Raw genomic sequence first — 26,207 nt, 5'->3', positions numbered from 1 at the left:
CCCATGAAAGTCGAGCCTCGCGTTTTCCCGCCTGCCGTCCGGTGATCCGGCCGGTACGCGCCAGCAAGTGGACAAGGTATGAAGGATCCCGTCGAATTCTACACGAACACGCTCGTGCCGATGGTTGTCGAGCAGACGAACCGCGGTGAGCGGGCCTTCGATATCTACTCCCGTCTCCTCAAGGAGCGGATCATTTTCCTGACGGGGCCGATCGAGGATCACCTGGCGACGCTCGTCTGCGCCCAGCTGCTGTTCCTGGAATCGGAAAATCCGACCAAGGAAATCGCGATCTACATCAATTCGCCCGGCGGCCTCGTGACGGCTGGCCTTGCGATCTATGACACGATGCAGTTCATCCGGCCGGAAGTGTCGACGCTGTGCATCGGTCAGGCCGCCTCGATGGGCTCGCTGCTGCTCGCGGCCGGCCACAAGGGCAGCCGCTTCTCGCTGCCGAATGCTCGCGTGATGGTGCACCAGCCGTCGGGTGGCTTCCGTGGCCAGGCTGCCGACATCATGCTGCATGCCCAGGAAATCCTGAGCCTGAAGCGCCGGCTGAATGAAATCTACGTGAAGCACACCGGTCAGTCGCTTGACCAGGTGGAAGAAGCGCTGGAACGTGACAACTTCATGACTGCCGAGGTGGCGAAGTCCTTCGGCATCGTCGATGCGGTCATTTCCGACCGTTCCAGCCTGTCGGCTGCTCCGACGGCCTGAGCGGTCATAACGAGTTAGGGCCAGCTTTGTCTGGCCCGCTTAAACGAATATTGATTTTTTCGGGCGATCCATGAACGATGGTCGTCCGTGGAAGTCGCCGAAAACGCGGTCATGGACCGAATGTCGGATCAGGTGCACAGTGCATGGTCCGGAACGACAAGGGGAAGGGCGCGAGCCCTTTCGGAACCTGCGGGGTTGAATAGATGACAAAGGCCAGCGGCAGCGACTCCAAGAATACGCTCTACTGCTCGTTCTGCGGCAAGAGCCAGCACGAAGTTCGCAAGCTGATCGCCGGCCCGACTGTTTTCATCTGCGATGAATGTGTCGAGCTGTGCATGGACATCATACGCGAGGAGAACAAGTCCTCGCTGGTGAAATCGCGCGATGGCATCCCCACGCCGCAGGAAATTCGCCATGTCCTGGATGACTATGTGATCGGCCAGAACAGCGCCAAGAAGGTGCTGTCGGTGGCAGTGCACAACCATTACAAGCGCCTGAACCACGCCTCGAAGAACAACGACGTGGAACTGGCGAAGTCGAACATCCTGCTCTGCGGCCCGACTGGTTGCGGCAAGACGCTGCTTGCCCAGACGCTGGCGCGCATTCTCGATGTTCCCTTCACCATGTCCGATGCCACGACGCTGACCGAAGCCGGTTACGTCGGTGAGGATGTGGAGAACATCATCCTCAAGCTGCTGCAGGCGGCCGACTACAACGTCGAGCGCGCGCAGCGCGGCATCGTCTACATCGACGAAGTCGACAAGATCTCGCGCAAGGCCGACAATCCGTCCATCACCCGTGACGTCTCGGGCGAAGGCGTGCAGCAGGCCCTCTTGAAGATCATGGAAGGCACCGTGGCCTCGGTTCCGCCGCAGGGCGGCCGCAAGCACCCGCAGCAGGAATTCCTGCAGGTGGACACGACCAACATCCTGTTCATCTGCGGCGGCGCCTTTGCCGGTCTCGACAAGATCATTTCCGATCGTGGCCGCAAGTCGACCATTGGCTTCAAGGCCAATGTTGTCGGTCCGGAAGACCGCCGCATCGGTGAGCTGTTTGCGGAACTGGAGCCGGAAGATCTGCTGAAGTTCGGTCTGATCCCGGAATTCGTCGGCCGACTGCCGGTGATCGCGACCCTCGAGGACCTCGACGAAGACGCACTGATCACCATCCTGACCGAGCCGAAGAACGCGCTTGTGAAGCAGTATCAGCGTCTGTTCGAGATGGAGAATGTCGAGCTGTCGTTCCACGAGGACGCACTGAAGTCGATCGCCCGCCGCGCCATTGACCGCAAGACCGGTGCGCGCGGACTGCGTTCGATCCTGGAAGCGATCCTGCTCGACACCATGTACGAGCTGCCGGGCCTGAAGGGCGTCAAGGAAGTCGTGATCTCGCCGGATGTGGTGGAGGGCAAGGCTCGCCCGCTCTACATCTACGAAGACCGCGCCGAGACGGCCACCTCGGCCTGATCCGCCAGACTGCCGAGTGCATCAGATGCCGCCCGTATTCCGGGCGGCATTTTGCATTTCTGATACCATTTCCGCAGGAAGCGGTGGGAAGGCTGGCGTCTTCAACAGCCTAGGCCACCCATCTTCCGCCGCTGCCTTGACACCCGGACCCCCGGTGTCCACCTAATAGGTCGAACGATGGTTCGGCGGTTCAGCGTCGTTGCCCATGGGGGACGTCCGGAACCGGCCAGGATCCGCACCACCCCGGGGCGGAAGACCATCCAAGGAGAGCCTCAGGCATCCGTCCTCCTCCCTGGACGCCAGAGGCCGCAGAAAGGAATGGACATGAGCGAAATCGAAACGCGCTCCCTCGACGAGGCCGGAAAGACTGTCTATCCGGTGCTCCCGCTGCGCGACATCGTTGTGTTCCCGCACATGATTGTCCCGCTGTTCGTTGGCCGTGAGAAATCCATCCGCGCCCTCGAAGAGGTCATGACCTCCGACAAGCACATCCTGCTTGCCACCCAGAAGAACGCTGCCGATGATGATCCGGCCTCGGATGACATCTACGAGATCGGCACGCTTGCCACCGTTCTCCAGCTGCTGAAGCTGCCCGACAACACCGTGAAGGTGCTGGTCGAGGGCGGCGCGCGTGCGCGGATCACCCAGTACACCGACCGGTCCGACTTCTACGAGGCCGAGGCGGAAGTGCTGCCCGAGAAGGACGGCGAGAACATCGAGGTCGAGGCGCTCGCCCGCTCTGTCGTGGCCGAGTTCGAGAACTACGTGAAACTGAACAAGAAGGTTTCGCCGGAGGTTCTGGGCGCGGTCAACCAGATCGAGGACTACTCGAAGCTTGCCGACACCATCGCGTCGCATCTGGCGATCAAGATCCCGGAAAAGCAGGACATCCTCGGAATCGTCTCCGTCGCCGAACGTCTGGAGCGCGTCCTTGGCCTGATGGAAAGCGAGATTTCCGTCCTGCAGGTGGAAAAGCGCATCCGCTCGCGCGTCAAGCGCCAGATGGAGAAGACCCAGCGCGAGTACTACCTCAATGAACAGATGAAGGCGATCCAGAAGGAGCTGGGTGACGGCGAAGACGGCCGTGACGAGCTGGCCGAACTGGAAGAGCGCATCAAGAAGACCAAGCTCAGCAAGGAAGCGCGCGAGCGTGCCCATGCCGAGGTCAAGAAGCTCAAGCAGATGAGCCCCATGTCGGCGGAAGCCACCGTGGTGCGCAACTACCTTGACTGGATGCTGGGCATTCCCTGGGGCAAGAAGAGCAAGGTCAAGAACGACCTCGCCCTCGCCGAACAGGTGCTGGACACCGATCACTACGGCCTCGACAAGGTCAAGGAACGCATCGTCGAGTATCTCGCCGTGCTGGCCCGCGCCAACAAGCTGAAGGGCCCGATCCTTTGCCTCGTCGGCCCTCCGGGCGTCGGCAAGACCTCGCTTGGCAAGTCCATTGCCAAGGCGACAGGCCGCGAATTCGTGCGCATGTCGCTGGGCGGCGTGCGTGACGAGGCCGAGATCCGTGGTCACCGGCGCACCTACATCGGCTCGATGCCCGGCAAGGTCATCCAGTCGATGAAGAAGGCGAAGAAGTCGAACCCGTTGTTCCTTCTCGACGAGATCGACAAGATGGGCATGGACTTCCGCGGCGATCCGTCGGCAGCCCTGCTCGAGGTGCTCGATCCGGAACAGAACAGCGCCTTCATGGACCACTACCTGGAGGTCGAGTACGACCTTTCGGACGTGATGTTCGTGACGACGGCCAACACGCTGAACATCCCGGCTCCGCTGATGGACCGCATGGAGATCATTCGCATCGCCGGCTACACCGAAGATGAGAAGGTCGAGATCTCCCGCCGCCATCTGCTGCCGAAGGCGGAGAAGGATCACGGCCTCAAGCCGGGTGAGTTCTCCGTCGATGACGAGGCGCTGCGCAAGGTGATCCGCCGCTATACCCGCGAAGCGGGCGTGCGTAATCTCGAGCGCGAGATGGCGACCCTGGCCCGCAAGGCCGTCAAGGACATCCTGATGAAGGGTGTGACCTCGGTTCAGGTCGACAGCGCGATGGTCGAAACCTACCTCGGTGTGCCGCGTTACCGGTATGGCGAAGCGGAACTCGAGGATCAGGTCGGTGTCGTCACCGGTCTTGCCTGGACGGAAGTGGGCGGCGAACTGCTGACCATCGAAGGCGTCATGATGCCCGGCAAGGGCAAGATGACGGTCACGGGCAACCTGCGCGACGTGATGAAGGAATCGATCTCGGCAGCGGCATCCTACGTCCGCTCCCGTGCCATCGACTTCGGCATCGAGCCGCCGCTGTTCGACAAGCGCGACATCCACGTGCACGTGCCGGAAGGCGCAACGCCGAAGGATGGTCCGTCTGCCGGTATCGCCATGGCCACGGCGGTGATCTCGGTCATGACCGGCATTCCGGTCCGCCGCGATGTCGCCATGACCGGTGAGATCACCCTGCGTGGCCGAATCCTGCCGATCGGTGGCCTCAAGGAGAAGCTGCTTGCAGCCCTGCGTGGTGGCATCAAGACCGTGATGATCCCGGAGGACAACGCCAAGGATCTGGCGGACATTCCGGACAGCGTGAAGAACGCGCTCGACATCATCCCGGTATCGAGCATGGAAGAGGTGCTGAAAAACGCACTTCTGCGCATGCCCGAAGCCATCGAATGGGACGAAGCGCGGGCGGCAGCAGCCGCTGACAAGCGCCCCGCCGAAGACGATGCATCGGGCCTGATTGCCCATTGACACGGCAAAATTTGTCTAGACGAACGAAAGCCCCGGTAACCACCGGGGCTTTTTGCGTCTAAATCGCGTGAAAATGGCGGTTTTCTGCGAAAAAATGGCTTGATTTGAGGTCCGTTTCCCACGAATTTCCGGCCAGCGGCTTTGGCGAGAATCGCCTGCTTTTCGCCGTTTTGTAGAAAGGGACTGCTATGAACAAGAACGATCTGATCGCGGCCGTGGCCGAGAAGACCGGCCTGACCAAGGCGCAGGCCGGTGAGGCTGTTGATGCGACCTTTGAAGCCGTGACCCAGGCGCTCAAGGGCGGCGACGAAGTCCGCATCATCGGTTTCGGCAACTTCTCGGTTTCCGAGCGTGCTGCCACCGAAGGTCGCAACCCGCGCACCGGCGAAACGATCAAGATCCCGGCCTCCAAGACGCCGAAGTTCAAGGCCGGCAAGGGCCTCAAGGACGCGGTCAACGCCTGATCTGTTTGTCCGTCAGGACAGGATTTCCCGCGCATTCGGTCGAATGCGCGGGTTTTTTTGTGCCGATGTTCTGGAGCAGGTCCCGCCGCGGACGCCGGCGGTGGCGCGTTGCTGGTCCAACCGGGACGGATCTTCACGCGGCGACGAGACAAAAGGGAAGGGCGGCCAGTTTCGTGGACCGGCCGCCCCTTGTGATCGGACATTAAATCAGGAGATCAAAGACTGCCGGACAATTCCGCCCGCAATCACGATGCGTCCGTCATCAGGTTCTGCGCAAGCATCAAGGCGTTCCCGTCGGGATCATAGAACGTGGCGGTCTTGACCATACCCTCGATGACTTCTGTCGGGCCATCGAACCTGACGCCGACCCCCTCCAGTTTGGCACGCGCCGCATCGAGATCTGCAATGCCGAAGACCGGGACACAGTTCCCCGGTGCTGGCTGAACGTGCTCGCCGAGACCGAGCGTCACGTGCTTTGTGTTTGTCTGCACCTCTGACCAGCCGGCGTCATCGATGTGGAAGATGGTCTCGAAGCCCAGCATCTCCTTATACCAGTCTGCGCTTTTGTGCCGGTCCTTGACCGACATGGCGATTGTGATGGTTTCATCGACTGCAACCAGAGCCATGGGCTGTCCTTTCGTTCAAAAATATAGTAACTATACAATATGGACATAAACTTCATTGTCAAGATCACCTCGCGGGCCTGGGCGCTGCCCATTCTCGACAAGCTCCATCTCGGCATCCCCGGGCGGCAGGCTGCGCTGTTGGCTGCGACTGGCGCCGGCAGGACGGCTTTTCTGCAAAGCCTTGATCATCTCCTGATGATCGGACTGCTGGAGCGAAACCCGGGCTACGGGCACCCGCTACGACCGGAATTTCGGCTGACGCCGGCGGGGGAGGCGGCGGCAAAATTGGCAAATGAGGTTCTCCACATCATCAGGACTGACGAACAGGACCTCCTGCGCCTGTGCTGGACCTTGCCGGTTCTGACCACGCTGCAGACGCCACATCCGTTCGGAGAAATAAAGCGGAGCTTACCCTCGATCACGGATCGGGCCTTGTCGCAATCGCTGCGGTGCATGGAGCAAAGGACCTGGATTCGCAGGCGTGTTGAGGAGGAGACGCGACCGCCCAGACCAATCTACTCTGCCATAAACAACGGTGCGATCATCAGCAGCGTAACGAACGCGATGCTTGCGAGCTGAACCGGCCGGGACATCCCGTAAGCAGTTGAGACAGCAGCGGGTCCGGGTGAGCGCGTGGGAACCAACGTGCGTCCATCCTGCGCTGTCTGCGCCAGCTCAAACGCTTATCGCGAGGAATCGTCTGATCTCGATCCTGGCGAATGCAGCTGTCACATCGGGTCTTGAGCAGGGAAGGCAGGGCGCGAAATGTTGCCCACAGGTTCCTGGTGAATTGCAATCCGCCCTCGAAATGCCTCTTGCCAAGCTGGGCCGAAGCCCCTATGAGCCAATTTATCGGCGGGCGGTTAGCTCAGTTGGTAGAGCGCCTCGTTTACACCGAGGATGTCGGGAGTTCGAGTCTCTCACCGCCCACCATTCCGCACGATGTCAACGCGATACGAACCTGGCACGAAAGTCGCCGGGTTTTTTTGTGCCTTGCGGCGCCTGATCCTGTACCGGCAACCTGTCGCAAGCCAGACGACCGATGGAAGGCGAGGGCGCTCGCGCCAATCTGCCGGGTCGGACCCACTTTGCGACGTCTGGATCAGACGCCGGCATTCTTGCATTGGCTGTGGATAACCTTTTGCCGGAGAAGAGATTTCTGCCGGACCAAATTTTTAGTCGGCTGCGGAAACGGCGGTTATTCACAAGTGAAATCCGAGGTTTCCGCAAGGGATCCGGGCAAGTTTTCGCGCTCTCTGAAAAACCGCACAGAACGCTGTTTCAGGTGCTTGACTTCCCGCTCTCAGCGCCGTACACCACGCCCACTTCTTGCAGGCCACACGGTTTGCAGGAGCGAAGCGGGTGTAGCTCAGTTGGTTAGAGTGCCGGCCTGTCACGCCGGAGGTCGCGGGTTCGAGCCCCGTCACTCGCGCCACTCTCCAGGTTCTGGAAGTGGCGACCGCTTCGTGAGATGTGCGGGTGTAGCTCAGTTGGTTAGAGTGCCGGCCTGTCACGCCGGAGGTCGCGGGTTCGAGCCCCGTCACTCGCGCCACTCACGAAAAGAACAGGCCCCCTCGTGGGGCCTTTTTCTTTGCCAGCAATTCACCAGAACATTCACACCGCCAGCGGCCCTGCGTGCAAAGGCCGCCATCCGGTGCCTGCGGCGATTAGCCGGCCAACAACCATTTCCAGCGAGAGTTCTGCGGCGAGGTGTCGCCTTGCGCTGCCGCAAGCTGAGAGAAATTGCGGCGCATTTCAGGCGGAAATCCGCTGCCCTCGCGGCGTGACCGGCAAAAATTGCTAGAGCAGGGCTTGTGCCAGAACGAATTGTGCTTGTGTTTGACCGGTCTGGCCTCTTGCGTTGCCCATGCGCGTGGGCTAATCGTGCGCTCGCATGTTGGTTAAACCGGGGCCGCTGCGGGCATGAGTCGCGCCATCGCGCCTGTCCGTTGCGACTGGATCTCCTCCCGATCCGGCCCGCCAAATGCAAGGACGCGAAAGACATGGAAGATCTGTTGCGGGACTATATCCCGATTGCCGTCTTCATCGGCATCTCGCTGGTCATTGGCCTGGCGTTGCTGGTGTCGCCGTTTTTGCTGGCCTATTCGAAGCCGGATCCAGAAAAGCTCTCCGCCTATGAGTGCGGGTTCAACGCCTTCGACGACGCGCGCATGAAGTTTGACGTGCGCTTCTATCTCGTCTCGATCCTGTTCATCATCTTCGATCTGGAAGTCGCCTTCCTGTTCCCCTGGGCCGTCGTGTTCGGTGATCTGGGCTGGTACGGCTTCTGGTCGATGATGGTGTTCCTCGGCGTGCTGACAATCGGCTTCATCTACGAATGGAAGAAGGGGGCACTGGAATGGGACTGACCACGTCTTCCGGCCCGCTCGTCGCGCCGCAGCCGAAGGGCCTGATCGATCCGGCCACCGGCAAGCCGATCGGCTCGAACGATGCCTTTTTCTCGCAGGTCAATGACGAGCTGGCCGACAAGGGCTTTCTCGTCACCTCGACCGACAGCCTGATCCAGTGGGCCCGTACCGGCTCGCTGATGTGGATGACCTTTGGTCTGGCCTGCTGCGCTGTCGAAATGATGCAGATGTCGATGCCGCGGTATGACGCCGAGCGTTTCGGCTTTGCTCCGCGCGCCAGCCCACGCCAGTCCGACGTGATGATCGTCGCCGGCACGCTGACCAACAAGATGGCCCCGGCCCTGCGCAAGGTCTATGACCAGATGCCGGAGCCGCGCTATGTCATCTCCATGGGCTCCTGTGCCAACGGCGGCGGCTACTATCACTATTCCTATTCGGTGGTGCGCGGCTGTGACCGCATCGTTCCGGTCGACATCTATGTCCCGGGCTGCCCGCCGACGGCAGAAGCGCTGCTCTATGGCGTGCTGATGCTGCAGAAGAAGATCCGCCGCACCGGCACGATCGAACGCTAAGGCTCGGGCCAGGCGCAAGTCTGGCTGGGCAGGACGGGCGGGGACAACCTGCCAGCGGCACCGGCGACGGTGCCTTGAGGGAGAGCCCCGCGTGACGCTCACGGGGCCATTGTCGAGGTCGATACGATGGACGAGACGCTCAAGGAACTCGGCGAGCATATCCAGCAGGGGCTTCATGACAAGCTTCTGGGCTGGTCCGTCGCCTATGGCGAACTGACCCTGGTGGTCGGCGCGCCGGCGATCGTGGATGCGATCCGCTTCCTGCGGGACGATGCGAGCTGCAAGTTCGTCAACCTGACGGATATCTGCGGCGTGGACTACCCGGCACGCGAAAAGCGGTTCGACGTCGTCTATCACCTGATGTCTCCGGTCCAGAACCAGCGCATCCGCGTGAAGGTCGCGACCGACGAAGACACGCCGGTCCCCTCGCTGATCGCTGTGTTCCCGTCGGCCGAATGGTTCGAGCGCGAAGCCTACGACATGTACGGCATCCTGTTCTCCGGTCACCCGGATCTGCGCCGCATCCTGACCGACTATGGTTTTGACGGCCATCCGCTCCGCAAGGACTTTCCCGTCACCGGTTACGTCGAAGTGCGTTACGACGACGAGAAGAAGCGCGTGGTTTACGAGCCCGTGCGTCTGAACCAGGAATTCCGCAACTTCGACTTCCTCTCGCCCTGGGAAGGCACGGACTACGTGCTGCCGGGCGATGAGAAGGCAACGACGAATTAAGGCGGGCAAGATGGCTGAGGCTCAGGTTCGCAATTTCAACATCAACTTCGGTCCGCAGCATCCGGCGGCGCACGGCGTGTTGCGCCTCGTGCTGGAGCTTGACGGCGAAGTGGTCACGCGCGTCGATCCGCATATCGGCCTGCTGCATCGCGGCACCGAGAAGCTGATCGAGCAGAAGACCTATCTGCAGGCCGTTCCGTATTTCGACCGCCTCGATTACGTGGCGCCGATGAACCAGGAACATGCCTTCGCGCTGGCCGTGGAAAAGATGCTCGGCATCACCGTGCCGATGCGTGGCCAGCTGATCCGCGTCCTCTTCTCGGAAATCGGCCGCATCCTGTCGCATCTCCTGAACGTGACCACGCAGGCCATGGACGTTGGCGCGCTGACCCCGCCGCTGTGGGGCTTCGAGCCGCGCGAAGAGCTGATGGTGTTCTATGAGCGCGCCTGTGGCGCCCGCATGCACGCAGCCTATGTTCGTCCAGGTGGTGTGCACCAGGATCTGCCGCGTGCGCTGCTGGACGACATCTGGGACTTCTGTGATCCGTTCCTGCAGACGCTGGACGACATCGAGGGGCCTGCTGACCGACAACCGTATCTTCAAGCAGCGCAACGTCGACATCGGCGTCGTGACGCTTGACGAGGCCTGGGCCTGGGGCTTCTCCGGCGTCATGGTTCGCGGGTCCGGCGCTGCCTGGGACCTGCGCAAGTCGCAGCCCTATGAGTGCTACGCCGATCTCGACTTCGACATTCCGATCGGCAAGAACGGCGACTGCTACGACCGATATCTCATCCGCGTGGAAGAGATGCGCCAGTCGGTCCGGATCATGAAGCAGTGCCTTGAGCGCCTGACCAAGGAGACGGGTCCGATTTCGTCGACTGACGGCAAGATCGTGCCGCCGAAGCGCGGCGAGATGAAGCGGTCGATGGAAGCGCTGATCCATCACTTCAAGCTGTACACCGAGGGCTATCACGTCCCGGCCGGCGAAGTGTATGCCGCTGTCGAGGCGCCGAAGGGCGAATTCGGCGTCTATCTCGTGGCTGACGGCACCAACAAGCCGTACCGCTGCAAGATCAAGGCTCCGGGCTACGCCCACCTGCAGGCGATGGACTACCTCTGCCGTGGCCATCAGCTGGCGGACGTGTCGGCCATCCTTGGCTCGCTCGACATTGTGTTCGGCGAGGTTGACCGCTAAGCGCGGTCCGTTTTCCGGCTCCGGTCTGACCGGTTGCCGGAGCAAGATTTCGAAGCCGGGCAGGGGATTGCCCTTTCCCGGCAGCAATTCAATCGGCACCGGGGCCTTGCCCTGGCGCAACCCGCAGTCGCCGCGGGCCTGTCGTGAAGACGTCCGCATCGGGCGGCTACAGGACAGGGCCAAGCGGCCTGAGACATACGGAACGGGGATCAGACCATGGCGGTTCGCAGACTTGCCGCGGAACAACCGGACAACTTCGCTTTCACGGCGGAGAACCTTGCCTGGGCACAGAAGGTGATTGACCGCTATCCGGCTGGTCGTCAGGCCTCTGCAGTCATTCCGTTGCTGTGGCGCGCACAGGAGCAGAATGAGGGCTGGGTCTGCGAGCCTGCCATCCGCTACATCGCCGAAATGCTGGACATGCCGCATATCCGCGTGCTGGAAGTCGCGACATTCTACACGATGTTCCAGCTTCAGCCGGTCGGCAAGAAGGCGCATATCCAGGTTTGCGGCACCACGCCGTGCCAGCTGCGGGGCGCTGAGGACCTGATCCGCGTCTGCAAGTCGAAGATCGCGGCGCATTCGCACGAACTGTCGGCTGATGGCAACTTCTCCTGGGAAGAGGTCGAGTGCCTTGGTGCCTGCGTCAACGCGCCGATGGTCCAGATCTTCAAGGACACCTACGAAGACCTGACCCCGGAGAGCCTCGAGAAGCTGATCGAGGGCATCGCCGCCGGCCGTGAAATCACACCGGGTCCGCAGATTGACCGCCGCTTTGGCGCTCCTGAGGGCGGGGCAACGACCCTGACCTCGCTGAGCGACGATACGGTTGGCGCGCTGCCCTACGCCCATGTTGTCGACGGCAACGCCAAGGCTTCGCATGCCTTCGCCGGCGCGTCGATCAACGGCGGCGGACATGACTACAACGGCGTTCCGACGCCGGCTGAGGATGCGGTCGCGCGCGTCAAGGCCGAGGTTGCAGCCCGTAAGGCGGCAGCTGCTGCAGCACCTGCGCCGGCCCCTGCTGCCGCAGCTCCTGCTGCTGCTGCACCGGCAAAGCCGGAGGCTGCAAGCCCGGCAGGTGAGGGCGAGAAGCCCGGCCTGCTGACGACTGCCCGTGAAGGCAAGGCGGATGATCTCAAGCGGATCAAGGGGATTGGTCCGAAGATCGAAGCCACGCTGAACGAGCTTGGCGTCTATCACTTTGACCAGATCGCCGGTTGGACCGATGCCAACAAGGCCTGGGTTGAATCCAATCTGAACTTCAAGGGCCGTATCGACCGTGAAGAGTGGATCGTTCAGGCCAAGACCCTGGCGACCGGCGGCGAAACGGAATTCTCCAAGCGCGTGGACGCCGGCGACGTGCCGTCCAGCAAGAGTGAGGGGTGAGAGGGCGAGATGCTGAAGGATCAGGATCGGATCTTCACCAATATTTACGGCCTGCACGACTGGGGTCTTGAGGGCGCGCGCAAGCGTGGCCATTGGGACAACACCAAGGCGTTGATCGAAAAGGGCCGTGACTGGATCATCGACGAGATGAAGGGGTCGGGACTGCGCGGCCGTGGCGGTGCAGGCTTCCCGACCGGTCTCAAGTGGTCGTTCATGCCGAAGGCCAGCGATGGCCGTCCGTCTTACCTCGTCGTCAACGCCGACGAGTCCGAGCCGGGCACCTGCAAGGACCGCGAGATCCTGCGCCACGACCCGCATACGCTGGTTGAAGGCTGCTTGCTCGCCGGCTACGCCATGGGCGCCATTGCGGCCTACATCTATGTGCGCGGCGAGTTCATTCGCGAGCGTGAGCGCCTTCAGGGTGCCATCGACCAGGCCTATGAGGCTGGCCTGATCGGCAAGAACAACAAGAACGGCTACGATTTCGACATCTACGTCCATCACGGCGCAGGTGCCTACATCTGCGGTGAGGAAACCGCGCTGCTCGAAAGCCTGGAAGGCAAGAAGGGCCAGCCGCGCCTGAAGCCGCCGTTCCCGGCCAACGTTGGCCTCTACGGCTGCCCGACGACGGTGAACAACGTCGAATCCATCGCTGTCGCCCCGACCATCCTGCGTCGTGGCGGTGCCTGGTTTGCCGGTCTCGGCAAGCCGAACAACACCGGCACCAAGCTGTTCTGCATCTCCGGTCACGTCAACAAGCCGTGCACCGTGGAAGAAGAACTCGGCATTCCGTTCCGCGAGCTGATCGAGCGCCATTGCGGCGGCATTCGTGGCGGCTGGGACAATCTTCTGGCCGTGATCCCGGGCGGTTCGTCCGTGCCTTGCCTGACCGGCGAGCAGGTTAAGGACGTCGCCATGGACTTCGACACCCTGCGCGGCCTTGGCTCCGGCCTTGGCACGGCGGCGGTGATCGTGATGGACAAGTCGACCGACATCATCAAGGCGATTGCCCGTCTCAGCTACTTCTACAAGCATGAGAGCTGCGGTCAGTGCACGCCGTGCCGCGAGGGCACGGGCTGGATGTGGCGCGTCATGGAACGCATGGTCAAGGGTCAGTCCTCGCGCGAGGAGATCGACATGCTGTTCAACGTGACCAAGCAGGTCGAAGGCCACACGATCTGCGCCCTTGGCGATGCGGCTGCCTGGCCGATCCAGGGCCTGATCAAGAACTTCCGTCCGGTGATCGAGGCGCGGATTGACGACTATGTCGCCAAGACCCGTGCGCCCAAGACGCTGGTTGCGGCCGAGTAAACCGGGAACGAGGATTCGGAGACACGCGATGACAAAGCTGATCATCGACGGCAATGAAGTAGACGTCCCGGCGGACTACACCCTGCTGCAGGCCTGCGAAGAGGCCGGCGCGGAAGTGCCGCGCTTCTGCTATCACGACCGTCTGTCCATTGCCGGCAACTGCCGCATGTGCCTCGTCGAAGTGAAGGGCGGCCCCCCGAAGCCGACCGCATCCTGCGCCATGGGCGTCAAGGATCTGCGTCCTGGACCGAATGGCGAGCCGCCCGTCGTCCTGACCAAGAGCCCGATGCTCAAGAAGGCGCGCGAAGGCGTGATGGAGTTCCTGCTCATCAACCACCCGCTGGATTGCCCGATCTGCGATCAGGGCGGCGAGTGCGACCTGCAGGACCAGGCGATGGCCTATGGCGTCGACGGTTCGCGGTTCCACGAGAACAAGCGCGCGGTCGAGAACAAGAACATCGGTCCGCTGATCAAGACGATCATGACCCGCTGCATCCACTGCACCCGCTGCGTCCGTTTCACGACGGAAGTGTGCGGCGTCGCCGACATGGGCCTGATCGGCCGCGGCGAGGATGCCGAGATCACCACCTACCTGGAAGCTGCGCTGTCGTCCGAAATGCAGGGCAACGCCGCTGACCTGTGCCCGGTGGGCGCGCTCACGCACAAGCCTTACGAGTTCAAGGCCCGTCCCTGGGAACTGGTGAAGACCGAAAGCATCGACGTGATGGACGCGCTCGGCTCGGCCATCCGCGTCGACACCCGTGGCCGTGAAGTCATGCGCGTCATGCCGCGCCTCAATGAAGAGGTCAACGAGGAGTGGATCTCGGACAAGTCCCGCTACATCTGGGATGGTCTGAAGACCCAGCGCCTTGATCGCCCCTATGCCCGCAAGGACGGCAAGATCGTGCCGGTCTCCTGGGCCGAGGCGTTCCAGATCATCGCCGACAAGGTGAAGGCAACGAGCGCCGACAAGATCGGCGCGCTCGTCGGTCAGCTGTCGGGCGTTGAAGAAATGTTTGCGCTGAAGCTGCTCATGGAGAGCCTCGGCGTGAAGAACCTCGACAGCCGCTTCCCCGGCTCGCCGCTGCATCCGAAGAACGGTCGTGCCAGCTACCTGTTCAACGCCACGGTTGCCGGCATTGACGAGGCGGATGCCATCGTCCTGATCGGCACCAACCCGCGCGTCGAGGCTCCGGTGCTGAACGCCCGTCTGCGCAAGCGTTGGGTCAAGGGTCCGGTCGAGGTCAACATCATCGGCCAGAACGCGGATCTGACCTACCCGGCGACCTATCGCGGTGCTGGCCCGGACACGCTCGCAGCCCTGATTGATGACGCGTCGTTCCTCGCGGGCGCCAAGAAGCCGCTGATCATCGTGGGTCAGGGCGCGATCAACCGTCCGGATGGCGCGGCCGTCCTGGCGCTGGCCGCCAAGCTTGCCGAGAGCCGCGGTGCTGTCCGTGCCGACTGGAACGGGTTCAGTGTCCTGCACACGGAAGCTGCCCAGGTTGGTGCACTCGACATCGGCTTCGTGCCGGGCGAGGGCGGTCTGACCACCGGTCAGATCCTCGCCGAGAACAGCCTCGACGTGCTGTTCCTGCTCGGCGTGGACGAGATCCAGATCCCCGCAGGCGCCTTTGTCGTCTACCAGGGCACCCACGGTGACAAGGGCGCACACCGCGCCGACGTCATCCTGCCGGGTGCGGCCTACACGGAAAAGTCGGCGATCTACGTCAACACCGAAGGCCGTGTGCAGCTCGGTGAGCGTGCCGGCTTCCCGCTTGGCGAAGCCCGTGAAGACTGGGCCATCCTGCGTGCGCTCTCGGCGGTTCTGGGCAAGGCGCTGCCGTTCGACACGCTGGCGCAGCTGCGCGCCAAGCTGTTCGAGGCGCATCCGCACATGGCCGCGATCGACAGCATTGCCGCCGGTGACCCGGCGGACGTGGCGAAGCTGGCTGCTGCCGGTGGCAAGGCCAACTCGGCGGCGTTCCACAACGTCATCAGCGATTTCTATCTGACCAACCCGATTGCCCGTGCGTCGAAGGTCATGGCGGAATGCTCCGCCCTGGCCAAGGCGCGCATGGCAGCGGCTGCGGAATAAGGGGCAGGGGACAGACATGTCGGAGTTTATGACGACCTACGGCTGGCCTTTCCTCTGGATGGCGCTGCAGAGCGTGGTGATGCTCGTGGTGCTCCTGGTGGTCATCGCCTACATCCTCTACGCCGACCGCAAGATCTGGGCGGCCGTGCAGATCCGCCGTGGCCCTAACGTGGTCGGTCCCTGGGGTCTTTTCCAGTCCTTCGCCGATCTTCTGAAGTTCGTGCTGAAGGAGCCGGTGATCCCGGCAGGCTCCAACAAGGGCCTGTTCCTGCTGGCTCCCCTGATCAGCGTGTTGCTGGCCCTCAGCTCCTGGGCCGTGATGCCGGTGGCCGAAGGCTGGGTGATCGCTGACATCAACGTTGGCATTCTCTACATCTTCGCGATCTCGTCGCTCGGCGTCTACGGCATCATCATGGGTGGCTGGGCGTCGAACTCGAAGTACCCGTTCCTGTCGGCCCTGCGCTCGGCGGCACAGATGGTGTCCTACGAAGTCTCCATCGGCTTCGTGATCGTCACCGTCCTGCTCTGCGCCGGTTCGCTGAACCTGACGGAGATCGTCCATGCCCAGAAGACGGGTCTGGCGAGCTATGTCGGTCTGCCGTGGCTGTCGATCCTGAACTGGTACTGGCTGCCTCTGTTCCCGATGTTCGTCGTGTTCTTCATCTCGGCGCTCGCCGAGACGAACCGTCCGCCGTTTGACCTCGCGGAAGCGGAGTCCGAGCTGGTCGCCGGCTTCATGGTGGAATACGGCTCGACCCCGTACATGATGTTCATGCTCGGCGAGTATGTCGCCATTGCGCTGATGTGCGCGATGATGACCATCCTGTTCATGGGTGGCTGGCTGCCGCCGCTCGACATCGCGCCCTTCACCTGGGTGCCGGGGATTGTCTGGTTCTCGCTCAAGGCACTGCTGGTCTTCTTCATGTTCGCCATGGTGAAGGCAATGGTCCCGCGCTATCGCTACGACCAGCTGATGCGTCTGGGCTGGAAGGTGTTCCTGCCGCTGTCGCTGTTCATGGTGGTCCTGGTGGCCGGCGTGCTGCAGCTGATGGGCTGGGCTCCGTAAGGCGATGGAGTTTTCCATCGCCGGGCTGATCGGGGCTGGTATCGGCCTCTACATCGGCTGGATCGACTACGGCATCCTCAACGGGCTGCTGTCGGCGATGGTGGAAAAGCAAAAGCGCAAGGGCGGCGGTTTCGCCGTCCGGTTCGAACCCGCCCTGCGCAAACTGGTGTTCATTCTCCCGGTCTTCGGTTTTCCGGTGATCGGGTATCTGGCCGCGCATCAGCTTGTCGGCTGAGCGCGTGAGGGAAGGCAACAGCGATGGGACTTGATCAGGCCGCCAAGTCGCTCTTCTTGAAGGAATTCGTATCGGCGTTCTTTCTCGCCATGCGGTACTTCTTCAAGCCGAAACCGACGGTGAACTATCCCTTCGAAAAGGGACCGGTGAGCCCGCGCTTCCGCGGTGAGCATGCCCTGCGGCGCTACCCTAACGGGGAAGAGCGCTGCATCGCCTGCAAGCTATGCGAAGCGATCTGCCCGGCTCAGGCGATCACCATCGAGGCTGGTCCGCGCCGCAACGATGGCACCCGCCGCACGACCCGTTATGACATTGACATGGTCAAGTGCATTTACTGCGGCTTCTGCCAGGAAGCCTGCCCGGTGGATGCCATTGTCGAGGGACCGAACTTCGAGTTCGCCACCGAGACGCGCGAAGAGCTCTACTATTCCAAGGAAAAGCTCCTGGCCAATGGCGACCGCTGGGAACGCGAGATCGCACGCAACATCGCAATGGACGCGCCCTACCGCTGAGGCGCGCCCAGATCCAGGGTCCTTGGCCGGCTGATCCGAGCCGGGCAGGGGCCGCACCCAGATGCCAGCTACCGACAGGGGCAGATGCCCCGAGGCATGAGACCGAGACAGGCAGGTCCTGACATGATCCTGAAAGCCCTCTTCTTCTATCTGTTCGCCGGCGTGACGGTGGCATCGGCCTTCATGGTCATTGCCTCGCGCAATCCGGTTCACTCGGTGCTGTTCCTCATCCTGGCCTTCGTCAACTCCTCCGGGCTGTTCATCCTGCTCGGTGCCGAATATCTGGCGATGCTGCTGGTGGTTGTCTACGTCGGCGCGGTGGCGGTGCTGTTCCTGTTCGTCGTCATGATGCTGGACGTGGACTTCGTGGAGCTGCGTCAGGGCTTCCTGCAGTACATGCCGATCGGTGGCCTTGTCGGCCTCATCATGCTGGTGGAACTGCTGATGGGCATCGGCGCCTGGGTGATCGCACCCGAGATGCTGGGTCACGGCTCGCAGCCGACACCGCCGATCGATCAGGTGAGCAACATCGAGGCCATCGGCCAGGTGCTGTACACCAAGTACATCTTCTTCTTCCAGGCGGCCGGCCTTGTCCTGCTGGTCGCCATGATCGGAGCCATCGTGCTGACCCTGCGCCACAAGGAAGGCGTCAAGCGTCAGGACATTGCAGCTCAGGTCGCCCGCAACAAGGCGAGCGCGATCGAGATCCGCAAGGTGGAGCCGGGCAAAGGCATCTAAGCGCGGCAACGCGCACGAAACCCGGCCTGGCGGCCCTTTAAGCCGCCATCGGCCGGATCAGGTTAAACGAGGGAGCACGGAGCGGCGCCCATGGAAATCGGTCTGTCGCACTACCTGTCGGTCGCGGCCATCCTGTTCACGATCGGGATCTTCGGGATCTTCCTGAACAGGAAGAACGTCATTGTCATCCTGATGTCGGTCGAGCTGATCCTGCTCGCCGTCAACATCAACTTCGTTGCCTTCTCGTCGTTCCTCGGCGACCTGATGGGCCAGATCTTCACGATGCTTGTCCTGACCGTGGCCGCGGCTGAAGCCGCCATCGGTCTTGCAATCCTGGTCGTGTTCCACCGCAACCGCGGCTCCATCGCCGTGGAAGACGTCAACATGATGAAGGGGTGAGGACAGATGTTGTTTCAGGCTATTGTCTTCCTGCCCCTGATCGGTTTCCTGATCGCGGGTCTCTTCGGCCGGGCCATCGGCCACAAGGCGAGCGAGCTGGTCACCTCCACGCTGGTGGTGATCGCCGCGCTGCTGTCCTGGGTCGCCTTCTTCCAGATCGGCTACGGTGAAACGGCGCTGGTTCAGGTCGAGCTGCTGCGCTGGATCACTTCCGGTGCGCTGGATGTTTCCTGGTCGCTTCGCATCGACACGCTGACGGTGGTCATGCTGGTGGTGGTGAACAGCGTCTCGGCGCTCGTCCACATCTACTCGATCGGCTACATGCATCACGACCCGCACCGGTCGCGCTTCTTTGCCTATCTGTCGTTCTTCACCTTCGCCATGCTGTCGCTGGTGACCGCTGACAGCCTGCTGCAGATGTTCTTCGGCTGGGAAGGCGTGGGCGTTGCCTCGTATCTGCTCATCGGCTTCTGGTATCAGAAGCCCTCGGCGAACGCGGCTGCCATGAAGGCCTTCGTCGTCAACCGCGTCGGTGACTTCGGCTTCCTGCTCGGCATCTTCGGCGTCTTCATGATGTTCGACACGATCAACCTGTCGACCATCTTCGCCAATGCTCCCGCTGTCGTCGGTACCGTTGCCCATGGCGCGGAAGCAGCCGCCTCGCATGGCCCGGCAGTGCTTGATTTCCTCGGCTACCAGCTCGACGCGCAGTCGGCGATCACGGTTGTCTGCCTGCTGTTGTTCGTCGGCGCGATGGGCAAGTCGGCGCAGTTCCTGCTGCACACCTGGCTGCCGGACGCAATGGAAGGCCCGACCCCGGTCTCGGCCCTCATCCACGCCGCCACCATGGTGACCGCGGGCGTGTTCATGGTCGCGCGCATGTCGCCGCTGTTCGAGCTGTCGCCGACGGCGCTGACGGTCGTCACTGCCTTTGGTGCGATCACGGCCTTCTTTGCCGCCACCGTCGGCCTGGTGCAGAACGACATCAAGCGCGTCATCGCCTACTCGACCTGCTCGCAGCTCGGCTACATGTTCGTGGCTCTTGGCGTCGGCGCCTACTCGGTCGGCATCTTCCACCTGTTCACGCACGCTTTCTTCAAGGCGCTGCTGTTCCTGTGTGCCGGTTCGGTCATTCACGCCGTCTCGGACGAGCAGGACATGCGCCGCATGGGTGGCCTGCGCAAGCACATCCCCTATACCTACTGGACGATGATGATCGGCACGCTGGCGCTCACGGGCTTCGGCATTCCGCTCACCTACATCGGCTTCGCCGGCTTCATCTCGAAGGACGCGGTCATCGAGGCGGCCTTTGCCGGCCACAACTCGGCCTCCCAGTTCGCCTTCTGGATGACCGTTGCCGCCGCTGGCCTGACCTCGTTCTACTCCTGGCGTCTGACCTTCATGACCTTCCACGGCAAGCCGCGCGCGCCGGTGGATGTCATGAAGCACGTGCACGAGTCGCCGCTGGTCATGCTGCTGCCGCTGTTCATCCTGTCGGTGGGCGCCATTGCTGCCGGTATGGTGTTCAAGGCCCCGTTCATCGGCGACGCCTATGACGCCTTCTGGAAGGGTGCGCTGTTCACCGGTCCGGAGAACCACATCCTGCATGCCATGCATGACGTCCCGAAATGGGTGAAGGTCTCGCCCTTCGTCATGATGGCAAGCGGCTTCGTGGTTGCCTGGTACTTCTACATCCGTTCGCCGGAGACGCCGAAGCGCCTCGCCGCCGAGCACGAGGGGCTGTACAAGTTCCTCCTCAACAAGTGGTACATCGACGAACTCTATGACTGGATCTTCGTTCGCCCGGCGATGTGGATTGGCCGCACGCTGTGGAAGAAGGGGGATGGCATGGTCATTGACGGCTGCGGTCCGGACGGCGTTGCTGCCCGTGTCCAGAACGTCACGTCCTGGGTCGTGCGCCTGCAGACCGGGTACCTCTATCACTATGCCTTTGCGATGCTGATCGGTGTGGCGGCGCTCGTCACCTGGTCGATGTTCACCGGTGTTTCGACCGGCGGGGGAGCGCACTGATGATCGACTGGCCGATCCTGACGACCACCACCTTCCTGCCGCTGGCAGGCGTGCTGGCCATTCTCCTGGTGCCGGGGGAAGACGAGGGCGCCAAGCGCAATATCCGCATGGTTGCGCTGGTGACGACCCTTTTCACCTTTGTACTGTCCCTGTTCATCTGGGGCGCGTTCGACTACGCCAACCCGGGCCTGCAGCTCGTCGAAACCCAGGAGTGGCTCGGCGGCAACATTGGCTACAAGATGGGCGTCGACGGCATCTCGATGCTGTTCGTCATCCTGACGACGTTCCTGATGCCCTTCTGCATCCTGGCCTCGTGGGAAAGCATCGAGAAGCGCGTCAAGGAATACATGATCGCCTTCCTCGTGCTGGAAACGCTGATGATCGGCGTGTTCTGCGCGCAGGATCTGGTGCTGTTCTACGTCTTCTTCGAAGCGAGCCTGCTGCCGATGTTCCTCATCATCGGTGTGTGGGGTGGCAAGCGCCGCGTCTACGCCAGCTACAAGTTCTTCCTCTACACGCTGCTCGGTTCGGTCCTGATGCTGATTGCCATCATGACCATGTACTGGAGCGCCGGCACCACCGACATCACCGAACTGTCGAAGTACACCTTCGCAAGTGACGTCCAGACGTGGCTGTGGCTTGCCTTCTTCGCCAGCTTCGCGGTGAAGATGCCGATGTGGCCGGTCCACACTTGGCTTCCGGATGCGCACGTGGAAGCGCCGACAGCCGGTTCCGTGCTTCTGGCTGCGATCCTGCTGAAGATGGGTGGCTACGGCTTCCTGCGCTTCTCGCTGCCGATGTTCCCGATTGCGAGCGAGATGTTCGCGCCGATGGTCTTCACCCTGTCGATCATCGCCATCATCTACACCTCGCTGGTGGCGCTGGTTCAGGAAGACATCAAGAAGCTCATCGCCTACTCGTCCGTCGCTCACATGGGCTACGTGACCATGGGCATCTTCACGATGACGGAGCAGGGCATCCAGGGCGCGCTGTTCCAGATGCTGTCGCACGGCATCGTCTCCGGTGCGCTGTTCCTCTGCGTCGGCGTGATCTACGACCGCATGCACACCCGTGACATCGCGGCCTATGGCGGCCTGGTGAACCGGATGCCGTTCTATGCCGTGGCCTTCCTCATCTTCACTATGGCGAACGTCGGTCTGCCGGGCACCAGCGGCTTCGTCGGTGAATTCCTGACGCTGCTTGGCGCCTTCGAGGTCAACACCTGGGTTGCGTTCTTCGGTGCCACCGGTGTCGTGTTCTCTGCGGCCTATGCGCTGTTCCTCTACCGCCGTGTCGTGTTCGGTGCGCTGGACAAGGAAAGCCTGAAGTCGATCACCGACCTCTCGCTGCGCGAGCAGGTGATCCTGGTTCCGCTGATCATCCTGACCATCCTGTTCGGCTTCTATCCGGCGCCGATCCTCGATGTGACCCAGGGCTCGGTGGACGCGCTCATCACCAACTATCAGGCAGCCATCGAGGCGGCGGGCCATGCAGTGCATGCGACCGCACCGGCGGCCGCCCACTGATCCCCGACAGGACGAAAGACGTGTGCAATGACTGAACTCACCCAGTTGCCCGACCTTCTGCCCGTGCTGCCGGAGATCTTTCTGGCCGTGGGGGCTCTCGCCCTCCTGATGATCGGCGTCTTCGGCGGTCAGCGCATCAGCTTCCTGGTCAATGGCATGGCGATGGGCCTCATCGCCGCCACGGCCCTGTTCGTGATGCCCTACGGCGCACAGCTTGGAACCACGTTCCAGGGCGCCTTCGTGCTCGACAGCTTCGCCTACTACCTGAAGCAGCTCGTGCTGATCGGCTCGTTCTTCGCCATCGCCATGTCCTGGGCCTATGCCCGCAGCCAGAACTTCGACAAGTTCGAGTATCCGGTGCTGATCCTGCTGGCGACCGTCGGCATGATGCTGATGCTGTCGGCCAATGACATGATCGCGCTGTATCTCGGTCTCGAGCTGCAGAGCCTCGCGCTCTACGTGGTGGCTGCCATCAACCGCGACAGCGTCCGCTCCACCGAAGCCGGCCTGAAGTACTTCGTGCTTGGCGCGCTGTCCTCCGGCATGCTGCTCTACGGCATGTCGCTGGTCTATGGCTTCACCGGCAATGTCGGCTTCCCGCAGATCGCCGAGGTACTCGCCCGTGATGGTGCGTCGCTTGGCCTGATCTTCGGTCTGGTGTTCATGCTGGCCGGTCTTGCCTTCAAGATTTCGGCCGTGCCGTTCCACATGTGGACGCCGGACGTCTATGAAGGTGCTCCGACGCCGGTCACCGCCTTCCTGGCTGCTGCTCCCAAGGTTGCCGCCATGGGCCTTCTGGTTCGCGTGGTGATCGACGTATTCCAGCCGGTGACGCATGAGTGGCAGCAGATCATCGTCTTCGTCTCCATTGCCTCGATGGTTCTGGGTGCGTTTGCGGCGATCGGCCAGAGCAACATCAAGCGTCTGATGGCCTATTCGTCGATCGGTCACATGGGCTATGCGCTTGTCGGTCTTGCGGCCGGCACGGAGAATGGTGTCGAGGGCGTGCTGTTCTACATGACCGCCTATCTCGGCATGACGCTCGGCGCTTTTGCCTGCATCCTGTCCATGCGCCGCAAGGACGGCATGGTCGAAGAGATCGCTGACCTGTCCGGCCTGTGGCGCACCAACCTGCCGATGGCCATGCTGCTGTCGGTGATCCTGGTATCGCTGGCCGGTATCCCGCCCTTCGTCGGGTTCTGGGGCAAGTGGTACGTGTTCTCGGCCGCCGTGCAGGCCGGGCTCTATCCGCTGGCGATCATCGGTGTCGTTGCCTCGGTCGTGGGTGCCTATTACTACCTGCGCGTCATCAAGGTGATGCTGTTCGATGAGCCGGCCGAGAAGTTCGAGGCCATGCCCGTTGAACTGAAGGTGGTCCTTGGCCTGTCCAGCCTGTTCGTGATCTTCTACATCGTGCTGCCTCAGCCGATTACCGATGCGACGGCGCTTGCGGCCAAGAGCCTGTTCTGAGACGCGGATGTCAGCAGGTTTGACTTACGGCCCGGTGCCTCAGGCGCCGGGCTTCCGCTTTGAAAAGCATGCCAGTCTGCCGTCGACCAACAGCGCCGCCATGGCTGCAGCGCGGGCCGGGCAGGGCAGTGGTCTTTGGGTCCTTGCCGACGTGCAGACCGAAGGCCGCGGGCGGCGGGGCCGCAACTGGGTGTCGCCGGCCGGCAACCTGTTTGCCAGTGTGCTGCTGATCGATCCGGGCCCGCGCGACCGGATTGGAGAACTGCCGCTGGTGGCTGCCGTTGCCCTGGCAGAAGCGGTTGACCGTGCGGTCGGCGCCTTCGGACTGGCGCGGCTCAAGTGGCCCAACGACCTGCTGGTTGGCGGGGCAAAACTGTCGGGCATCCTGCTGGAGGCCGAACCGCTTGGCGATGGTCGTCTGGCAGTCGTCTGCGGGTTTGGCGTCAATTGCGCCAGTCATCCCGACCCCGAGAATTATGCGGCAACGGACCTTGCGGCGCTTGGATACCGGGTCGACGCGGAGGCCATGTTCCGGTGCCTTGCGGCTTGTCTGGCGGAGCGGCTGGAAGGCTGGCGCCGAGACGGGTTCGAGCCGGCACGCCGGGCCTGGCTCGACCGGGCCTTGAAGCTTGGTGAGGAAATCATCGTCCGTCTGCCGGGCGAGGACCTGGTTGGCCGGTTTCGCGACATTGATCCGCGCGGGCAGCTGGTTCTGGCGCTTGCTGGCGGGACGACACGGGTTATTTCGGCCGGAGACGTGTTCTTCGGCGCGCGGTCCGAGGGCTGATCCAGCCTGCCGCGCATGACGACAGAAGGAGTTTGAACGCATGGCTGAGGCCAACGAAATCGTCTTCCTGCCGCTCGGCGGCGTTGGCGAAATCGGCATGAATCTGGGCCTCTATGGCTATGGGCCTGAGGATGATCGAACCTGGCTGGTGGTGGACGTCGGCGTGACATTCGCTGGCCCCGAGCTGCCGGGCATCGATCTGGTTCTGCCCGATATCAGCTTCCTGGAGTCCGAGAAAAACCGCATTGCCGGCATCGTCATCACGCACGCGCATGAGGACCATTACGGCGGTCTCGTGCATCTGTGGCCGCTGTTGCGTGCGCCGGTCTATGCAACGCCGTTCACCGCAGGCCTGATCGAGGCCAAGGTCGAGGGCGAGCCCGGCGCGGAAGAAATCCCGGTCACCGTGGTCCAGCAGGGCCAGCGGCTGAACATCGGCCCCTTCGACGTCGAGTTTGTCGCCATGTCGCACTCGATTCCGGAGCCTTGCGCGCTGGCGCTGCGGTTCAAGGAAGGCATGGTCCTGCATACGGGCGACTGGAAGATCGACCTGAAGCCGGGTCTCGGCCTGCCGATCGATCTGAAGCGTCTTGAGGAGCTCGGCCAGGAGGGTGTCACCGCGCTCGTCTGCGACAGCACCAATGCCTACCGCGAAGGCTTCAGCCCGAGCGAGTCGGATGTGGCCGCCGAGCTGACTCGAATTCTGAAGGAAGCCAAGCATCGCGTTGCAGTCACTACGTTTTCGTCCAACGTCGCACGCATTCGCGCGGTCGCTGAAGCGGCCGCTGCCGCTGATCGCAATCTCGTCGTCGTCGGCCGCTCGATGCGCCGGGTGATCGAGGTTGCCGGTGAGCTTGGCTATCTCGACGACCTGCCGCCGTTCCTCGACGAAGACAGCTATGGTTTCCTGCCGCGCGAAAAGACGGTTCTGCTCTGCACTGGCTCGCAAGGGGAAGAGCGCGCCGCGCTGGCCCGGATCGCGGCCGGCGAGCATCGCAACATCGCGCTGACCAAGGGCGACATGGTCATCTTTTCGGCCCGGACCATTCCGGGCAACGAGAAGGAAGTCGGTGCCGTGGTCAATGGCCTGGCGCAGACCGGCGTCCAGATCGTCACCGATCGTGATGCGCTGGTGCATGTCTCCGGCCATCCGCGCCGCGGCGAACTGGCCGAGCTCTACAAGCTGGTTCAGCCAAAGGTGGTGGTTCCCGTCCACGGCGAACCGTTCCATCTTGCCGCCCATGGTGCGTTCGCGCAAAGCCAGGGCATCCGGTCCGTGGTGATCGCCGGCAACGGTGACATCATTCGCCTGTTCCCTGGCAAGGCGGAGGTGATTGACGAAGCTCCCTTCGGCCTGACGGTCGTCGATGGCAACGTCATGGGGGACCCGGAAGTCACGGGCGTCAAGGAACGGCGCAAGCTGGCCTTTGCCGGGGCGCTGGTGGTGTCGGTGGTGATGAACCGGACCGGCGACCTGATGGATGATCCCGGCGTTGCCCTGTTCGGTATTCCGGAAACGGATACCGAAGGCGATCCGATGGACGAGATCGTTCGTAAGGCGGTCACAGGGGCAATCTCCGGCATCCCCAAGGCCCGCCGCAAGGACAGTGACCTCGTGTCCGAAGCCGTGCGCCGTGCAGCACGCGCCTCGGTGACCAGCGTGTGGGGCAAAAAGACGCTCTGCAAGGTGCTCGTCACCCGTGTATGACAACCCGGTGGGTGCTCGGTTCCTCGCGTAGGCCGGCCCCCCGG

The 26,207-nt window shown here is 62.4% G+C and carries 22 protein-coding genes, 3 tRNA genes and 1 pseudogene; 25 read left to right on the top strand and 1 reads right to left on the bottom strand.

Going from position 1 to position 26,207, the window contains the following annotated elements; genetic code table 11:
* Positions 1 to 78: 78 nt before the first annotated feature.
* The 4 genes from clpP (at position 79) to OVA12_RS16720 (ending at position 5,398) form a co-directional block, all read left to right on the top strand.
* On the top strand, positions 79 to 714 hold the full coding sequence (gene clpP / locus OVA12_RS16735) for an ATP-dependent Clp endopeptidase proteolytic subunit ClpP (RefSeq protein WP_268139323.1): 636 nt from the start codon (positions 79 to 81) through the stop codon (positions 712 to 714).
* A 203-nt stretch (positions 715 to 917) separates the two neighbouring features.
* Entirely contained in the window at positions 918 to 2,180 is a 1,263-nt protein-coding gene (gene clpX / locus OVA12_RS16730; RefSeq protein WP_268139320.1) for an ATP-dependent Clp protease ATP-binding subunit ClpX, read from the top strand.
* A gap of 318 nt (positions 2,181 to 2,498) precedes the next feature.
* On the top strand, positions 2,499 to 4,934 hold the full coding sequence (gene lon / locus OVA12_RS16725) for an endopeptidase La (RefSeq protein ID WP_442793887.1): 2,436 nt from the start codon (positions 2,499 to 2,501) through the stop codon (positions 4,932 to 4,934).
* Between the two features lie 188 nt (positions 4,935 to 5,122).
* Positions 5,123 to 5,398: an HU family DNA-binding protein gene (locus OVA12_RS16720; protein WP_268139315.1), complete on the top strand. Its 276-nt coding sequence runs from the start codon at positions 5,123 to 5,125 to the stop codon at positions 5,396 to 5,398.
* A 245-nt stretch (positions 5,399 to 5,643) separates the two neighbouring features.
* Here the strand turns inward: OVA12_RS16720 and OVA12_RS16715 are convergent, their stop codons facing one another.
* Positions 5,644 to 6,024 carry a VOC family protein gene (locus tag OVA12_RS16715; protein WP_268139312.1) on the bottom strand — a complete coding sequence of 127 codons (381 nt, stop codon included), beginning with the start codon at positions 6,022 to 6,024 and terminating at the stop codon, positions 5,644 to 5,646.
* Between the two features lie 39 nt (positions 6,025 to 6,063).
* Between OVA12_RS16715 and OVA12_RS16710 the strand changes: the two genes are divergently transcribed.
* The 21 genes and pseudogenes from OVA12_RS16710 to OVA12_RS16610 all read left to right on the top strand — a co-directional run bounded on the left by OVA12_RS16710 (position 6,064) and on the right by OVA12_RS16610 (position 26,163).
* Positions 6,064 to 6,603: a winged helix-turn-helix transcriptional regulator gene (locus tag OVA12_RS16710; RefSeq protein WP_268139310.1), complete on the top strand. Its 540-nt coding sequence runs from the start codon at positions 6,064 to 6,066 to the stop codon at positions 6,601 to 6,603.
* Between the two features lie 278 nt (positions 6,604 to 6,881).
* Positions 6,882 to 6,957: transfer RNA gene (locus OVA12_RS16705), tRNA-Val, on the top strand.
* 425 nt (positions 6,958 to 7,382) lie between these two features.
* Positions 7,383 to 7,459: transfer RNA gene (locus OVA12_RS16700), tRNA-Asp, on the top strand.
* A 40-nt stretch (positions 7,460 to 7,499) separates the two neighbouring features.
* Positions 7,500 to 7,576, top strand: a tRNA-Asp gene (locus OVA12_RS16695).
* A 451-nt stretch (positions 7,577 to 8,027) separates the two neighbouring features.
* Entirely contained in the window at positions 8,028 to 8,393 is a 366-nt protein-coding gene (locus OVA12_RS16690; RefSeq protein ID WP_106753291.1) for an NADH-quinone oxidoreductase subunit A, read from the top strand.
* Complete coding sequence (locus OVA12_RS16685; protein WP_198647003.1) at positions 8,384 to 8,965, top strand: NuoB/complex I 20 kDa subunit family protein; 582 nt, start codon at positions 8,384 to 8,386, stop codon at positions 8,963 to 8,965. Before OVA12_RS16690 ends, OVA12_RS16685 begins: the two co-directional genes overlap by 10 nt.
* Positions 8,966 to 9,091: 126 nt before the next feature.
* A complete protein-coding gene (locus OVA12_RS16680) occupies positions 9,092 to 9,697 on the top strand; it encodes an NADH-quinone oxidoreductase subunit C (RefSeq protein ID WP_268139308.1) in 606 nt (201 codons plus the stop codon).
* A gap of 10 nt (positions 9,698 to 9,707) precedes the next feature.
* Positions 9,708 to 10,893: pseudogene (locus tag OVA12_RS16675) on the top strand (NADH-quinone oxidoreductase subunit D).
* A gap of 216 nt (positions 10,894 to 11,109) precedes the next feature.
* Entirely contained in the window at positions 11,110 to 12,282 is a 1,173-nt protein-coding gene (nuoE, locus tag OVA12_RS16670) for an NADH-quinone oxidoreductase subunit NuoE (RefSeq protein WP_268139306.1), read from the top strand.
* Between the two features lie 9 nt (positions 12,283 to 12,291).
* Entirely contained in the window at positions 12,292 to 13,593 is a 1,302-nt protein-coding gene (gene nuoF / locus OVA12_RS16665; protein WP_268139304.1) for an NADH-quinone oxidoreductase subunit NuoF, read from the top strand.
* Positions 13,594 to 13,621: 28 nt separating this feature from the next.
* Positions 13,622 to 15,691 carry an NADH-quinone oxidoreductase subunit NuoG gene (gene nuoG, locus OVA12_RS16660; RefSeq protein WP_268139302.1) on the top strand — a complete coding sequence of 690 codons (2,070 nt, stop codon included), beginning with the start codon at positions 13,622 to 13,624 and terminating at the stop codon, positions 15,689 to 15,691.
* Positions 15,692 to 15,707: 16 nt separating this feature from the next.
* The gene (gene nuoH / locus OVA12_RS16655) at positions 15,708 to 16,757 is read left to right on the top strand and encodes an NADH-quinone oxidoreductase subunit NuoH (protein ID WP_268139299.1); all 1,050 of its coding nucleotides are present in this window, start codon (positions 15,708 to 15,710) and stop codon (positions 16,755 to 16,757) included.
* A 4-nt stretch (positions 16,758 to 16,761) separates the two neighbouring features.
* Positions 16,762 to 16,992: a hypothetical protein gene (locus tag OVA12_RS16650; protein WP_268139297.1), complete on the top strand. Its 231-nt coding sequence runs from the start codon at positions 16,762 to 16,764 to the stop codon at positions 16,990 to 16,992.
* Positions 16,993 to 17,015: 23 nt separating this feature from the next.
* A complete protein-coding gene (gene nuoI / locus OVA12_RS16645; protein ID WP_106753282.1) occupies positions 17,016 to 17,504 on the top strand; it encodes an NADH-quinone oxidoreductase subunit NuoI in 489 nt (162 codons plus the stop codon).
* A gap of 123 nt (positions 17,505 to 17,627) precedes the next feature.
* The gene (locus tag OVA12_RS16640; RefSeq protein ID WP_268139294.1) at positions 17,628 to 18,242 is read left to right on the top strand and encodes an NADH-quinone oxidoreductase subunit J; all 615 of its coding nucleotides are present in this window, start codon (positions 17,628 to 17,630) and stop codon (positions 18,240 to 18,242) included.
* Positions 18,243 to 18,332: 90 nt separating this feature from the next.
* Positions 18,333 to 18,641, top strand: a complete 309-nt coding sequence (gene nuoK / locus OVA12_RS16635) for an NADH-quinone oxidoreductase subunit NuoK (RefSeq protein WP_161673190.1) — start codon at positions 18,333 to 18,335, stop codon at positions 18,639 to 18,641.
* A 6-nt stretch (positions 18,642 to 18,647) separates the two neighbouring features.
* Positions 18,648 to 20,672 (top strand): NADH-quinone oxidoreductase subunit L, encoded by a 2,025-nt coding sequence (nuoL, locus tag OVA12_RS16630; protein WP_268139291.1) that lies wholly within the window; start codon positions 18,648 to 18,650, stop codon positions 20,670 to 20,672.
* The gene (locus tag OVA12_RS16625; protein WP_268139288.1) at positions 20,672 to 22,198 is read left to right on the top strand and encodes an NADH-quinone oxidoreductase subunit M; all 1,527 of its coding nucleotides are present in this window, start codon (positions 20,672 to 20,674) and stop codon (positions 22,196 to 22,198) included. Before nuoL ends, OVA12_RS16625 begins: the two co-directional genes overlap by 1 nt.
* Before the next feature lie 27 nt (positions 22,199 to 22,225).
* The gene (gene nuoN / locus OVA12_RS16620; protein WP_268139287.1) at positions 22,226 to 23,668 is read left to right on the top strand and encodes an NADH-quinone oxidoreductase subunit NuoN; all 1,443 of its coding nucleotides are present in this window, start codon (positions 22,226 to 22,228) and stop codon (positions 23,666 to 23,668) included.
* Positions 23,669 to 23,675: 7 nt separating this feature from the next.
* Complete coding sequence (locus OVA12_RS16615; RefSeq protein ID WP_268139285.1) at positions 23,676 to 24,455, top strand: biotin--[acetyl-CoA-carboxylase] ligase; 780 nt, start codon at positions 23,676 to 23,678, stop codon at positions 24,453 to 24,455.
* Between the two features lie 40 nt (positions 24,456 to 24,495).
* Positions 24,496 to 26,163, top strand: a complete 1,668-nt coding sequence (locus OVA12_RS16610; RefSeq protein ID WP_268139283.1) for a ribonuclease J — start codon at positions 24,496 to 24,498, stop codon at positions 26,161 to 26,163.
* The last annotated feature ends 44 nt before the right edge of the window (positions 26,164 to 26,207 follow it).

This window comes from Pannonibacter sp. SL95 (assembly GCF_026672425.1).
Taxonomy (GTDB): Bacteria; Pseudomonadota; Alphaproteobacteria; order Rhizobiales; family Stappiaceae; genus Pannonibacter.
The sequence above is the reverse complement of the archived record's forward strand: the minus strand, read 5'-3'. Positions and strand labels throughout refer to the sequence as shown.

Coding starts and splice junctions, on each gene's coding strand:
- OVA12_RS16710 (WP_268139310.1), top strand. CDS start 6,064: ATGGACATAAACTTCATTGTCAAGATCACCTCGCGGGCCTGGGCGCTG.
- OVA12_RS16610 (WP_268139283.1), top strand. CDS start 24,496: ATGGCTGAGGCCAACGAAATCGTCTTCCTGCCGCTCGGCGGCGTTGGC.
- OVA12_RS16715 (WP_268139312.1), bottom strand. CDS start 6,024: ATGGCTCTGGTTGCAGTCGATGAAACCATCACAATCGCCATGTCGGTC.
- OVA12_RS16640 (WP_268139294.1), top strand. CDS start 17,628: ATGATCCTGAAAGCCCTCTTCTTCTATCTGTTCGCCGGCGTGACGGTG.
- nuoL (WP_268139291.1), top strand. CDS start 18,648: ATGTTGTTTCAGGCTATTGTCTTCCTGCCCCTGATCGGTTTCCTGATC.
- nuoH (WP_268139299.1), top strand. CDS start 15,708: ATGTCGGAGTTTATGACGACCTACGGCTGGCCTTTCCTCTGGATGGCG.
- nuoK (WP_161673190.1), top strand. CDS start 18,333: ATGGAAATCGGTCTGTCGCACTACCTGTCGGTCGCGGCCATCCTGTTC.
- OVA12_RS16685 (WP_198647003.1), top strand. CDS start 8,384: ATGGGACTGACCACGTCTTCCGGCCCGCTCGTCGCGCCGCAGCCGAAG.
- OVA12_RS16680 (WP_268139308.1), top strand. CDS start 9,092: ATGGACGAGACGCTCAAGGAACTCGGCGAGCATATCCAGCAGGGGCTT.
- nuoF (WP_268139304.1), top strand. CDS start 12,292: ATGCTGAAGGATCAGGATCGGATCTTCACCAATATTTACGGCCTGCAC.
- OVA12_RS16720 (WP_268139315.1), top strand. CDS start 5,123: ATGAACAAGAACGATCTGATCGCGGCCGTGGCCGAGAAGACCGGCCTG.
- OVA12_RS16625 (WP_268139288.1), top strand. CDS start 20,672: ATGATCGACTGGCCGATCCTGACGACCACCACCTTCCTGCCGCTGGCA.
- clpP (WP_268139323.1), top strand. CDS start 79: ATGAAGGATCCCGTCGAATTCTACACGAACACGCTCGTGCCGATGGTT.
- nuoN (WP_268139287.1), top strand. CDS start 22,226: ATGACTGAACTCACCCAGTTGCCCGACCTTCTGCCCGTGCTGCCGGAG.
- nuoG (WP_268139302.1), top strand. CDS start 13,622: ATGACAAAGCTGATCATCGACGGCAATGAAGTAGACGTCCCGGCGGAC.
- OVA12_RS16690 (WP_106753291.1), top strand. CDS start 8,028: ATGGAAGATCTGTTGCGGGACTATATCCCGATTGCCGTCTTCATCGGC.
- nuoI (WP_106753282.1), top strand. CDS start 17,016: ATGGGACTTGATCAGGCCGCCAAGTCGCTCTTCTTGAAGGAATTCGTA.
- nuoE (WP_268139306.1), top strand. CDS start 11,110: ATGGCGGTTCGCAGACTTGCCGCGGAACAACCGGACAACTTCGCTTTC.
- OVA12_RS16650 (WP_268139297.1), top strand. CDS start 16,762: ATGGAGTTTTCCATCGCCGGGCTGATCGGGGCTGGTATCGGCCTCTAC.
- OVA12_RS16615 (WP_268139285.1), top strand. CDS start 23,676: ATGTCAGCAGGTTTGACTTACGGCCCGGTGCCTCAGGCGCCGGGCTTC.
- clpX (WP_268139320.1), top strand. CDS start 918: ATGACAAAGGCCAGCGGCAGCGACTCCAAGAATACGCTCTACTGCTCG.
- lon (WP_442793887.1), top strand. CDS start 2,499: ATGGACATGAGCGAAATCGAAACGCGCTCCCTCGACGAGGCCGGAAAG.